Origin of the sequence: Methylobacterium sp. 88A (genome assembly GCF_000376345.1) — a bacterium.
Lineage (GTDB): Bacteria > Pseudomonadota > Alphaproteobacteria > Rhizobiales > Beijerinckiaceae > Methylobacterium > Methylobacterium bullatum.
This window is the reverse complement of record NZ_AQVT01000001.1, coordinates 1-12,554: the sequence shown is the minus strand read 5'-3', so window position 1 is coordinate 12,554 and position 12,554 is coordinate 1. Positions and strand designations below refer to the sequence as shown.

At 66.7% G+C, this 12,554-nt stretch carries 12 protein-coding genes; 3 read left to right on the top strand and 9 right to left on the bottom strand.

The window, feature by feature from the left end:
* Window positions 1-10: 10 nt before the first annotated feature.
* From A3OM_RS0100060 to A3OM_RS0100040, 5 genes are all read right to left on the bottom strand, one after another.
* Window positions 11-481 carry a hypothetical protein gene (locus tag A3OM_RS0100060; RefSeq protein WP_018041681.1) on the bottom strand — a complete coding sequence of 157 codons (471 nt, stop codon included), beginning with the start codon at window positions 479-481 and terminating at the stop codon, window positions 11-13.
* Between the two features lie 155 nt (window positions 482-636).
* Complete coding sequence (gene rpmA, locus A3OM_RS0100055; protein ID WP_018041680.1) at window positions 637-903, bottom strand: 50S ribosomal protein L27; 267 nt, start codon at window positions 901-903, stop codon at window positions 637-639.
* 32 nt (window positions 904-935) lie between these two features.
* Complete coding sequence (gene rplU, locus A3OM_RS0100050) at window positions 936-1,250, bottom strand: 50S ribosomal protein L21 (RefSeq protein ID WP_018041679.1); 315 nt, start codon at window positions 1,248-1,250, stop codon at window positions 936-938.
* A gap of 204 nt (window positions 1,251-1,454) precedes the next feature.
* Window positions 1,455-3,140, bottom strand: coding sequence for a HAMP domain-containing methyl-accepting chemotaxis protein (locus A3OM_RS0100045; RefSeq protein WP_018041678.1), 1,686 nt, complete (start codon window positions 3,138-3,140; stop codon window positions 1,455-1,457).
* A 254-nt stretch (window positions 3,141-3,394) separates the two neighbouring features.
* Window positions 3,395-4,915, bottom strand: a complete 1,521-nt coding sequence (locus A3OM_RS0100040) for a helicase HerA-like domain-containing protein (RefSeq protein ID WP_018041677.1) — start codon at window positions 4,913-4,915, stop codon at window positions 3,395-3,397.
* A gap of 159 nt (window positions 4,916-5,074) precedes the next feature.
* On the opposite strand from A3OM_RS0100040, the gene A3OM_RS0100035 reads away from it, so the two are divergent.
* A complete protein-coding gene (locus A3OM_RS0100035; protein WP_018041676.1) occupies window positions 5,075-5,461 on the top strand; it encodes a hypothetical protein in 387 nt (128 codons plus the stop codon).
* Window positions 5,462-5,706: 245 nt separating this feature from the next.
* The gene (locus A3OM_RS0100030; protein WP_018041675.1) at window positions 5,707-6,762 is read left to right on the top strand and encodes a GNAT family N-acetyltransferase; all 1,056 of its coding nucleotides are present in this window, start codon (window positions 5,707-5,709) and stop codon (window positions 6,760-6,762) included.
* Between the two features lie 6 nt (window positions 6,763-6,768).
* On the opposite strand, the gene A3OM_RS23250 is transcribed toward A3OM_RS0100030, so the two are convergent.
* From A3OM_RS23250 to A3OM_RS0100010, 4 genes are all read right to left on the bottom strand, one after another.
* Window positions 6,769-8,574, bottom strand: a complete 1,806-nt coding sequence (locus tag A3OM_RS23250) for a GGDEF domain-containing phosphodiesterase (RefSeq protein ID WP_198290805.1) — start codon at window positions 8,572-8,574, stop codon at window positions 6,769-6,771.
* A gap of 868 nt (window positions 8,575-9,442) precedes the next feature.
* Complete coding sequence (locus A3OM_RS0100020; RefSeq protein ID WP_018041673.1) at window positions 9,443-10,306, bottom strand: SDR family oxidoreductase; 864 nt, start codon at window positions 10,304-10,306, stop codon at window positions 9,443-9,445.
* Window positions 10,303-11,433: a tRNA epoxyqueuosine(34) reductase QueG gene (gene queG / locus A3OM_RS0100015; RefSeq protein WP_081612719.1), complete on the bottom strand. Its 1,131-nt coding sequence runs from the start codon at window positions 11,431-11,433 to the stop codon at window positions 10,303-10,305. The genes A3OM_RS0100020 and queG overlap by 4 nt, the downstream gene beginning before the upstream one ends.
* A gap of 83 nt (window positions 11,434-11,516) precedes the next feature.
* Window positions 11,517-12,209, bottom strand: coding sequence for a glutathione S-transferase family protein (locus tag A3OM_RS0100010; protein WP_018041671.1), 693 nt, complete (start codon window positions 12,207-12,209; stop codon window positions 11,517-11,519).
* Between the two features lie 205 nt (window positions 12,210-12,414).
* Between A3OM_RS0100010 and A3OM_RS24895 the strand changes: the two genes are divergently transcribed.
* Window positions 12,415-12,554, top strand: a 140-nt coding sequence (locus tag A3OM_RS24895) for an undecaprenyl-diphosphate phosphatase (protein WP_280790502.1), incomplete at its 3' end; no start/stop codon positions are given.

The window sequence follows — 12,554 nt, the reverse complement described above, 5'->3', positions numbered from 1 at the left end:
GGGTTCGGGTTCAGGCTGCGCCTTGTCGGCACTTCCCGTCGAGGTTCAGGTACTGCACGCTGCGCAGGCCCGCCTCGAACCACGCCCCACCCGACTTCGTCCGGTCGTAGGCGTAGAGATTGATGACGATGGCGCCGTCCGGCGAGGTGAGGGTCGCCGGTACCTGCGCGTCGTCGAAGGCCCAGATCGGGCGGGAATCGGAGCCGAACTCGGCCCGTGTCCCGTCCATCTCGAACTGGCTCACCTGGGCGAAGACCGGCCGCTCGTCATGGTCGGAGATCGCGAAGGTGAAGCCGACCTTGGGGCTTCGCCCGACGAAATTGTAGAATTCGCAGTAGAGCGTCGGGCTCCGTGGCGACGGTCTTTGAATGTCCGCGACCGGGGTCGCGGGAGGCTCCCCTCCGCCACCCAGAAGCACGAGGGCGACCGCGACCGAACCGGTCGCGGCGAGGGCCGCCAGAACGAGCGTGCGTTGCGTCATCGCGGCTCCGCTTCCGAGGGCGACACCGTCCGGACGACGGAGACCCGCGCAGACGACGAAAGGGAGGATGGCGCACCATCCTCCCTTCGATGTCCGACGATCGTCGATGACGGGATGCCCGGTGCGGGCGCCGCCTCGCGGTGGGAGGCCGTGGATTACTCCGCGGCTTCCTGGTGCGGCACGACGGCGACGAAGGCGCGGCCGCGCTTCACCTGGAACAGCACGCGTCCGTCCGCCTTGGCGAACAGGGTGTGGTCCGTGCCGATGCCGACATTGACGCCGGGGTGGAACTTGGTGCCGCGCTGACGGACGATGATGTTGCCGGCGATGACGGCTTCGGCACCGAACTTCTTCACGCCGAGGCGCTGACCGGCCGAATCACGGCCGTTGCGGGACGAGCCGCCTGCTTTTTTATGGGCCATTGTGGTTGACTCCGAATGTCTCGATCAGAACGTCAGGCGCTGATGCCGGTGATGCGCACCACGGTGTGGTGCTGGCGATGACCGCGCTTGCGACGCGAGTTCTGACGGCGGCGCTTCTTGAAGGCGATGACCTTCGCGTCGCGGCCGTGGCTGACGATCTCGCCGGCGACGCTGATGCCCGACAGAAGCGGCGCGCCGACCTGGGTGGCGCCCGCGTCGTCCGCGAACAGGAGGACTTCGCCGAAGGTCACGGCCGAGCCGGGCTCGCCCTCGACGGTGGCGATCGTGATGGTGTCGTTGGCGGCAACGCGATATTGCTTGCCGCCCGTCTTGATGACTGCGAACATCGTTCTCTCTTCGTGTTCTCTGCCGGCCTCCAGCCTTGCGAGCCTGGACCGTCTTCTTGTTCAGGTCATCCGCGACACCGATTCGAGCGATGCTGCGAACGCGAAACGCGCGGACTTCGTCGAGGAAGCCGCGCGTTGCGGATGTCAGCTAGTCGGGTTTCGCCCGCCTGTCAATGAATGGACAGGCCTTTGCGTCAAGCGCCGCTAGGCAGCGCGCACGTTGGCCAGGAACCGGCCGACCTCGGCTCTCAGGTGTTCGGACTGGCGCGACAGCTCGGAGGCCGACGACAGTACCTGGGAGGCGGCCGCTCCGGTCTCCTCAGCGGCGCCCGCCACTCCGGAGATGTTGCTCGTCACCTCGTTGGTGCCCACGGCCGCCTGGGCGACGGTCCGAACGATCTCCTGCGTCGCCGCGCCTTGTTCCTCGACGGCCGCGGCAATCGTGGCGGCCACCGCGTTGATCTCGCGGATGCGGGTCGAGATTCCACCGATGGCATGAACCGCATCGCCGGTCGCTCCCTGGATCCGTGTGATCTGGCTGGAGATCTCCTCGGTCGCCCGTGCCGTCTGGCTGGCGAGTTCCTTCACCTCCGTGGCGACCACCGCGAAGCCGCGACCCGCTTCGCCGGCCCGCGCGGCCTCGATCGTCGCGTTCAGGGCGAGGAGGTTGGTCTGCCCAGCGATGGTCGAGATCAGGCTCACCACGTCGCCGATCCGGCTGGCCGCCAGGCTCAGTTCGTTCACGAGGCGGGCGGTCTGGTCCGCCTCGCCGACCGCCGTGAGGGCGAGGGTCGCGGAGCCAGCGACCTGGCGGCTGATCTCCTGCACGGAGGAACCGAGTTCCTCCGCCGCCGCCGCGACCGTGCCGACATTGGTCGCGGTCTGCTCGGCCGCCGCCGCGACCGTCGTCGACTGGCTGGCCGTTTCATGGGCGGTGGCCGTCATGGTGGAGGCGGTGGCCTGCAGTTCTGTCGCGGACGACGAGACCATGCCGACGATTCCACCCACCGCCAGTTCGAAACCATCGGCGAGTTCGATCATCCCGCGGCGGCGCTCGGTAGCCGCGGCCTCGTCGGCGATGCGCGTGATCTCCGTCTGCTCGGCGGCCTTGGCGGCGACCATGGTCCGGATCCCGTCAACGGCCCTGCCGATCGCGCCGATCTCGTCACCGCGCGCGGCCTCGGAGATGCGAATATCGGTGGCGCCTCCGGCCATGCGCTGAAGCACGGCGACGAGGTTGCCCATGGGCCGGGTGATGCCGAAGATCGAGATCAGTCCCGCGCAGACCAGGCTCAGCACGATGCCGAGCCCACTCGCCACCAAAGCGGCGGACTGGGTCGACTCGGTCAGCGACGCCAGGGAGGCGGCCCCCGCATCCATGTAGCTGGCGACATCGTTCGAGAGCGCGCCACAGGCGGTGTAGATCTCCTTGAAGTTCGGATCGACCGCCTCGTGCATCAGATCGAGGGCCTTGGCGGTCTCGCCCTTCTCCACCAGCGCACGCACCTTGAGACTGTCCACGATCAGACGGTCGATCTGAGCGGCGATCGCCTGGACGCGGGCCGCGAAAGCCGGTGTCTCCTTCGGCAGGTCGATCATCAGTTGCTTGAGCCTGGGATACGCCTGATCCATCTGCGCCAGATAGCGCTTCTTGGCCTCGGCATCCGGCTCGGTGATGGCCCGGAAGAGGGCATGGTTCATCTCGAACACGAACCGGTTGGCGCGCCGCGCATTGGCCGCCCCCTTCGCTTCATGGGCGATGAACCGTCCATAATCCCCACCGATCTCGACGAGGCGTCCGGTCGTGTACCAGACGCAGGTACCGAGGACGGCACAGACCAACCCGATGGCGAGACCCAACTTGTAGATGATTTTGAGACGTCCAAGCATGACCCGCAGCCCTCGAGAGAGGGCGATAGATTTCGATTACATACATCAACATCACGTTAATTCAGTTTTTTTCGCGAAACACCGGTCGGCATTATCAATCCAGAGAAAATTATTCTATATTTTCAAAATCAAATGAATTCGCCGACGATACAACGATCCAGACATTATCGAAATCAAGTTCATCAATGGTCACGATCAAAGCAATAGCCCAACAGAATCGGAATTTTTCCAGTTTACTTGAAGCTCAGACGCCTCTACCGCTTCATCAACCCGCCGAGTACATTTCGCAGGATCGCATTCCCCACCTGCGTGCCCACCGTCCGCGCCATCGAGCGAGCGGCGTTGCCGATGACCTGTTCGGCCAGACTCTGCGGCGGGCGGCGACCGCCCTTGGCGGCGGGTTTCGAGCCGAGCACGCCGCCCAGCAGCCCACCGAGCATGCCGCTCAAGCCACCTTCCGATTGCTGCGCCGCCTCGGCTGGGGCGGAATCGAGCCCCTTGCGCCGGGCCAGGATCTCGTAGGCGCTCTCATTGTCCACCGCCTCGTCGTACTTCCCCCGCAGCGGGCTTTTCGCGATCAGCTCGGCGCGCTCCGCCTCGGTGAGCGGGCCGACCCGCCCCTGCGGCGGGGCGATGAGGGCGCGCTCCACGATCGAGGGCGTGCCCTTTGCCTCGAGGAAGCTCACCAGAGCCTCGCCGACGGCGAGTTCGGTGATGGCGGAGGCGACGTCGAAGCCGGGATTCTGCCGGAACGTGTCGGCGGCGGCCTTCACCGCCCGCTGGTCGCGGGGGGTGAAGGCGCGCAAAGCGTGCTGGACACGGTTGCCGAGCTGGCCGAGCACCGATTCCGGCAGGTCGAGGGGGTTCTGGGTCACGAAATAGACACCCACGCCCTTGGAGCGGATCAGGCGGACCACCTGCTCCACGGCGTCGAGGAGGGCTTTTGGCGCGTCGTCGAACAGGAGATGCGCCTCGTCGAAGAAGAAGACGAGCTTCGGCTTGTCGAGGTCGCCCACCTCCGGCAGCTGCTCGAACAGTTCCGACAGCATCCAGAGCAGGAACGAGGCGTAGAGGCGCGGCCGCTGCATCAGCTTGTCGGCGGCCAGGATGTTGACGATGCCGCGCCCGTCGCGGTCCCGCTTCATGAAGTCGTTGAGGTCGAGCGCCGGCTCGCCGAAGAACTGGTCCGCGCCCTGGTTCTCCAGCATCAGCAATTGCCGCTGGATCGCCCCGACGGAGGCGGCCGAGACGTTGCCGTACTTGGCCGAGATCTCCTTCAGGTTCTCGGTGCAGTAGAGCAGCAGCGCGCGCAGGTCCTTCAGGTCGAGGACCGGCCATTGGTTGTCGTCCGCCACCCGGAAGGCGATGTTGAGCACGCCTTCCTGCGTGTCGTTGAGCTCGAGCAGCCTGGCCAGCAGCAGCGGCCCCATCTCGATCACCGTGCAGCGGATCGGGTGCCCCTGCGCCCCGAACAGGTCCCAGAACACGGTGGGGAAACGGTCGGGCTCGTAGGCGATCCCGAGTTCCTCCGCGCGCTTGACGAAGACCGGCTTCGATTCGCCCGCCGCCGCCAGCCCAGAGAGGTCGCCCTTGATGTCGGCGGCGAAGACTGGGACGCCGGCATTGGAGAACCCCTCCGCCAGGACCTGGAGCGTCACCGTCTTGCCGGTGCCGGTGGCGCCGGCCACGAGGCCGTGGCGGTTGGCGAGCCTGAGGGTGAGCGCCTCCGGCTTGGTGCCGCTCTTGCCGACGAGGATGGTGCCGTCGCTCTGCATGATCGCCTGAACCCACCGCTTCGCGTCGCGCCCAGCGCAGCGACCCTGGGGTTATGACGCCAGGGGGACGCATTTTCCAGCAGCACCGCACCTGGCGCTTGATTTCATCGCGGACAGACCAGATGGACTACGCACACTCATGCGTTGGAGCATCGTTACATGGAAGAGTTGATCGCCCGCGTCACCACCAAGACCGGGCTCGACGCCGCGACGGCGCAGACGGCCATCGGCCACATCCTCGCCTTCCTGCAGAAGGAAGGCCCGGCCACCGAGGTCGCCCAGCTCTTCGCGGCGATGCCCGGTGCGGACGCGGCGGCGGCCCAGGCGAACGAGGGCGAGGGCGGCGGCGGCCTCATGGGCATGCTCGGCGGCATGATGGGCGGGGGCGTGATGGCGCTGGGCCAGAAGCTGATGTCGGCCGGCGTTCCCATGGGACAGATGCAGCCGCTGGGCGCCGAACTGTTCGCCTTCGGCCGCGAGAAGGCCGGCGAGGACGTGATGGGGCCGATCGTCGGTTCGATCCCCGGCCTGAACCAGTTCGTCTGAGACCGGTCCGGCTGCCCTCTCTTCCCCGTTGCCTGAGCCGGAAAAGAGGAGAATGGGAAAGGTTCGGCGGCTACCCATGGACAGGTCGCCGGCGAACCATTTTGGCGTGACACTAACCGTCTCTGGATTCACGCAAAAGCCTGTCATAAAAGCGTTCGGGCTTCGTGATGATGTGGCCTCGCGGATATGAGGCTCCAGGCTCCATCGGGAGCCGGCCTCGCGGGTCCGGCAGAGCGGAATGGACGATGGTCCCGAACTTCGCGCGTGATGCGTCCACGGCCTGGCTCAACGGCTGGGAGGCCCATGTCCACGCGCCCTTCGCCCGGTTCAAGCAGAAGCGCCTCGAGGCGGGACATGCCGGCTTCTCCGGCCTGCCGGGCTTCGCGAGCCTTCCCGGCGCCGGTGGCCGGTCCCTGATCCCGCCGGGCGGAACGCCGATCCGGTTCAAGCCGCGCCTGAAGAAGCCCCTGGCCGCTCCGGGGCTCGACCCGGTGCTCGGCCGCATCGGCGACCTCGAAGTGCGCCTCGCCACCACCGTCTCGGAGATCCGCCGCGCCCAACGCCTGCGCTACCGGGTGTTCTACCAGGAGATGTCGGCAGTCGCCTCCGGCATGTCGCTCCTGTCCCGGCGGGACATCGACGATTACGACACGGTCTGCGACCACCTGCTGGTGATCGACCATGCGGCGACGGAGGCGAAACCCTTCCGCCGCCCGAGGCCGAAGGTGGTGGGCACCTACCGCCTGCTGCGCCAGGACGCGGCCGACCGCAATTTCGGCTTCTACACCGCCGGTGAATACGACATCGCGCCCCTGCTCGCCGCGCATCCCGGCAAGCGCTTCCTCGAACTCGGCCGGTCCTGCGTGCTGAAACCCTACCGGACCAAGCGCACGGTGGAGCTGCTCTGGGCGGGGATCTGGGCCTATGTCCAGCACCACCGCATCGACGCGATGCTGGGCTGCGCCAGCCTGGAGGGAACCGACCCGGACAGGCTCGCCCTGGGCTTAAGCTTCCTGCACCACCATGCCCGCGCGCCCGAGCCCTGGTGCGCCAGGGCTCTGCCGGGACGGCACGTGGCCATGGACCGTCTGCCGCGCGAGGTGGTGGATGCCAAGGCCGCGCTCCAGTCGCTCCCGCCGCTGATCAAGGGCTACCTGCGGGTGGGCGCCACTTTCGGCGACGGCGCGGTCATCGACCACCAGTTCGGCACCACGGACGTGTTCGTGGTCCTGCCGGTCTCGGCCATCGCCGCCCGTTACATCGGCCATTTCGGCCCGGCCGCGAACAAGCGCGCGGCCTGATCCCGTTTATGCCGCCGCGCTCGCTCGGCGGGAGCGCAGGAACGCCTGGACCTCATGGGCGGGGAGCGGCCGGCTGAACAGGAACCCCTGGACCTCGTCGCAGCCCTCGCTCCTGACGAGATCGAGCTGTTCCGCGGTCTCGACACCCTCGGCCACGATGCCCATCCCGAGCCGCTCGCCGAGGCCCACCACCGCCCGCACGATGGCCGCCGCATCCGGCTCGGCGATGTCCTTGATGAAGGCGCGGTCGATCTTGATCTTGTCGAAGGGAAACCGCCGGAGATAGCTCAGCGACGAGTATCCGGTGCCGAAATCGTCGAGCGCGATCTTGACGCCCAGCGCCCGCAGGCGGTGCAACGTCGCCACGACGCCCTCCGGGTCCCGCATCAGTGCGCTCTCGGTCACTTCGAGCTTGAGCCGATCCGCCGACAGGCCCGCCCCGTCGAGTGCGCTCGACACCGAGCGTTCGAGGTCGTGCTGGAACTGCAACGTCGAGACGTTGACGGCGACGCGGATCTCGCCGGGCCACGCCATCGCCTCGCGGCACGCCTCGGCCAGGGCCCAGGCGCCGAGGGCCACGATCAACCCGGTCTCCTCCGCCACCGGAATGAATTCCATGGGCGAGATGAGGCCCCGTTCGGGGTGATGCCATCGCATCAGCGCCTCGAAGCTCGTGACCGTCTCCGCCGCCAGGTCGATGACCGGCTGGTAAACGAGGTAGAAGTCGCCCCGCCGGATCGCGTCCTTCATGTCGAAGGCGAGGAGGTGGCGCGCGGAATGGCGCGCGGCCAGAGCAGGCTCGAACCGGCGATACGTGTCACGGCCGGTCGTCTTGGCCTCGTAGAGCGCGATGTCCGCACGCCGGAGCAGGTCGTCGGCGGTGATCCCTTCGTTCGGCACCATCACCGCGCCGATACCGACACCGATCTCGACCACCATGCCGTCGATCTCGATGGGCGCACCGAGAACCGCGATCACAAGCTTGGCTACCGCGTCCGCTTGGTGCGGCTCCTCGAGTCCTTCGAGCACGAGCGCGAACTCGTCGCCCCCGAGCCGGGCCACGGTATCGCCGGCGTCCACGGCATCGAGCAGGCGACCGGCGACGATGCGAAGGAGACGGTCGCCGGCGCTATGGCCGAGCGTATCGTTGACGGCCTTGAAGCCGTCGAGGTCGCAGGCGAGCACCGCCGCGGTGAACCGGCCGTCCCGAGCGCGCATCACGGCCCGGTCGAGGCGCTGGCGAAGCAAGCGGCGATTGGGCAGGCCCGTCAGGTCGTCGTGCAGGGCCAAGTACTCGACACGGGCCTCGGCTTCCCGGCGGTGAGTGATATCGATCTGGGTCCCCACCGCGCGCACGGCCCGGCCCGCGCCGTCTCGTTCCACGACTCGCCCACGGGTCAGAACCCAGAACGACGTGCCGTCGCGGCAGACGACGCGATGCTCGCACTCGTAAGAAGGGGCGAGGCCCTTGACGTGCGCGACCATGGCGAGGGTCAGGCGCTCGCGGTCCTCCGCGTCGACGATGTGATCCATCGGCTGCCTGGCCTCGATGGCGTCGGTGGCATAGCCGAGACGGGCGAGCCAGCGCTCGGAGATCCAGATCGATCGGTCGGCGAAGTTGCAGTCCCAGACCCCCTCGACGCCGCTATCGAGGGCGAGCGTCAGACGCTCCTCGCTCAGCCGCATTCTCGACTCGCTCGTGCGCGACGCCCGCACGGATTTCAACCAGCCCCCCGGATCGATGCGGACGCCGGTTCGTCCGGCACCCGCGCCGGAGAAGACACGGAAGCTGGATTGAGTCCGGCCGGGCATGTCTGTCCGCGGATCCCCGGCATCGGTTGCGGCGAGGCCCATCCGCCTGACGATCGTTCGAAGCCACGCGGCCACCTTCAGTGACGACCTCGCCCAGCTCATAATCGGCAGGCTCGACGCGGGCGCTGCAATCGCCAGCGATCTTGCAGGTTGAGTGGATTCCGCAGTGACCGTGAACCGTTTGCCGTCACGACCCGCTTTCCCATTCGAATGGCGATACTTGCGCAGACCGCCAGAATCAGCCGGCACACCTCAGACTTCAAGCATCGTTATGCGAAGCGTCCGTTAATGGAAAGTCAATGAGTGAGAGGCGCAAACCGGATCGAACTGCATTCAAATTGCCGCACCGCGCTTTATGGCGAGATACCGCAACAAACCAGCATTTTACCGGTACATATATACCATTTTTGACCTTTAACCCTTGTCTCCCGGCCAGATCGTCGAGACACCATCCATCGACGATGAAAGTATGCTGGTACAGCGACGATGTCGTCGGAATCGATCGCAGACTAGACGCACATGTGGCTCCGAGAAATCAAAGACACGAACAGAACGATTCCACTACGTAGTTTCAATTATAGTTAGTATAAATACAGTTTTTAAAATTCATATAAGTTATTTTTTACCCTTATTGACAACATTCGCCACTATCCATCCGAAATCGATAGCCAATCTCCGCCGAAACGTATTTTTTGGCGATCAAAAAAATCACTCGATCACTATAAAATAACTTTTATCGACTCAGATCACTTATGGTTTTTAGTATAAATGCCACTGACATAACCGGCATCCCGCCACATCACGTCTATCGCAGCTGAAAGAAGAGACCGAAAAGCCGTTTTTCGCGCCAAGGGACTGGGCCAGAGCCTCAGGCCCTGGCGTCGGCCACCAGCGCCGCCAGCCCCTCGCGGTAGGTCGGATAGGCGAGATCGACGCCGAGCTCCTCGCGGATCAGGCGGTTCCGCACGCGCTTGTTCTCGCCGTAGAAGCTGCGCGCCATGGGGCTCAGATCCGCCGTCTCGAAATCGATCTCGGGCGGCAGCGGCAGGTTGGCGAGGCCGGCGGCGTATTCGGTCACCACCTGCGGCGGCGTCGGCTCGTCGTCGGTGACGTTGTAGATCGCCTGCGCCCTCGGCCTGTCGATGGAGGCGAGCAGGGTCGTGGCGATGTCGTCCACATGGATGCGGTTGAACACCTGACCCGGCTTGATGATGCGCTGCGACTTGCCTTCGCGCAGCTTCACGATGGGGTTGCGGCCCGGCCCGTAGATGCCGGACAGGCGGAACACCTGCACGGCCTTGCCGGTCTCCTGCCCGAAGGCGAGCCAGGCCTTCTCCACGGCGATGCGGCCATGCGAGCGCCCGCTCGCGGGGTTGGGCGGCGTCGTCTCGTCGATCCAGGCGCCCTGCTGGTCGCCGTAGATGCCGATGGTGGAGAGATAGCCGATCCAGCCGATCCGGCTGTCGGCGATGGCGTCCCGGTAGCGGGCGAGCACCGTGTCGCCATTGCGAGACGGCGGGGCGGACACCAGCAGCACGTCCGTATCGGCGAGGTCGCCCGCGATCCGCGCGTCATCCGTCTCGGGACCGAAGCCGCGCAGGGCGACATCGCCGAGGCCGGCACCCGGCCGGGCCGGGTCGGTGACGGTGGCGCGGATCTCGCCGAACCGCTCCGCCGCGCGTTCGACGAAGCGGCGCGCCGTGAAGCCCAGACCGAAGACGAAGAGGTTCATGCCGACGTGTTTCCCGCGTGATCGAGTGCCGCGCGCCATTCGGCGCCGACCTCGGCATCGGTTTCGCCGATGGCGTGGCTGTTGAAAAGGCCGCGCATCGCCGCCCCGTCGGTGAGGCGGCTCGATGCCCAGACCGCCATGCCCCGCACCAGGGGCGACGGATCGGAGAGGCAGCGTTCGGCTTCCCGAGCGAGCGCCGGATCGCCGGAATTGCCGATGGCGATGAGGACGTTGCGCAGGAAGCGGTCGCGCCCCGTGCGCTTCACCGGGGTTCCGGCGAACCGCGCCCGGAAGGCCGCATCGTCCAGCCGCGCCAGTTCGGCGAGGGGAGGCGCGGCGAGGTCGGCCCGCGCGCCGAGGCGCGCCTCCGAGGCGGCGACGGCGAACTTGTTCCAGGGGCAGACCGCGAGGCAATCGTCGCAGCCGAAGACGCGGTTGCCGATGGCCTCGCGGAATTCGGGCGCGATCGGCCCCTCATGCTCGATGGTGAGGTAGGAGATGCAGCGCCGCGCATCGAGCTGGTAGGGGGCGGGAAACGCGGCGGTCGGGCAGATGTCGAGGCAGCGCCGGCACGAGCCGCAACGGTCGGCCTCGGGCAGGTCCGGCACGAGATCGGCGGAGGTGTAGATCGCCCCGAGCAGGAGCCAGTTGCCGTGCTCGCGCGAGACGAGGACCGTGTGCTTGCCCTGCCAGCCGAGGCCGGCGGCGGCGGCGAGCGGCTTCTCCATCACCGGCGCGGTATCGACGAACACCTTCACCCGCACGTCGCCCTTGGCGGAGAGGTAGCCGCCGAGCTCCTTCAGCTTGCCCTTCACCACATCGTGATAGTCACGGCGCTGGGCATAGGCCGCGATGGCGCCGCGATCCTTGAGGGCCAGCAGCGAGAGCGGATCGGCCTCGGGGCCGTAGTTCATGCCCAGCATCACGATGCTGCGAACGCCCGGCCACAGGATCGACGGATCGGCGCGCTGGTCCGCGCGCTCCACCATCCACTCCATCTCGCCGTGATGCCCGGCGGCGAGCCAGGCCGGCAGCCGCTCGCGCAGGGCCGGCACCGCATCGGGGGTGGTCACCCGCACCGCGTCGAAGCCGAGATGCCGGGCGCGGGCCTCGAGCGCCTGCCTCAGGGCATCGCCGGAGAGAATTTTGCGCTGCTCCCGGCGGCCGGCGGCCTGCTTGCCCTCTGCCCGGAACTGGCCCGAAGGGGAGTTCAGAAATCGAGATCCGCGTAATGATCCGCCGGGGCCATGCCCGGAACCCGGTCCGCCAGCAGCGTCCGGAAGGAGGGGCGCGATTTCAGCCGCGCGTACCAGTCCCTCGCCGTCTCGTCCTCGTCCCATGGCACGTCGCCGAGATAATCCACGCAGGAGAGGTGAGCCGCGGCCGCGAGATCCGCATAGGTCAGATGGTCGCCGGCGATCCATTTCCGGCGGGACATCAGGTAGCCAATATACTTCATATGGTAGCGCACATTGGTGCGCGCCGCACGAATGGCATGCATGTCCGGCGGACCGCCGCCATTGGCGCTGGTCATGAAGCGCTTCGAGATCTTCTCGGTGACGAGATAGCCGGTCACCTCCGCGTCGAACTTCACCAGGAACCAGTCGAGCAGGCGGCGGACCTCCACGCGATCGGCGGTGGCCTCCGGCAGCAGCCGGCGCCCGGACAGGCCGAGGCCGCGGGTCTCGTCCAGATACTCGGCGATGATGCCGGCCCCCGGCACGGCGAGCCCGGTCTCCTCCACCAGGACCGGCGTCGTCCCGGCCGGATTGATGAGGAGGAAGGCCTCGCGCCGGTCCCAGACCCGCTCTTCCACGAGCGCGGGCTCCATGCCCATCTCGCTGAGCACGAGACGGATGAAGCGCGAATGCGGACAGAAGGGGGAGTGGTGAAGCGTCGCCATAGAGGCCGTTTCGAAGGGGATGGAACCGCGGGACGCGCCGTATCGGGACCGCCGGTGGGTGAGGGTCGCCGGTCGAGACTTATTGCCCGATCATTGCCGCCTCATTAACACGCTGGACATGTTCCGGTAACCGCTCGTCAACTCTGATCGCCGACACCATGCGGCGACCCGCGCTCCCACCCCACAACAACCGAGGCGAGACATGATGGATGCCATGAGCATCGTGAAGGCGGTCGTGCTCGCCGTCGTCGAAGGCGCCACCGAGTTCATTCCGGTCTCCTCCACCGGCCACCAGCTCCTGGTCGGCCACTTCATCGGCTTTCAATCGCCCAACAACACGTTCGA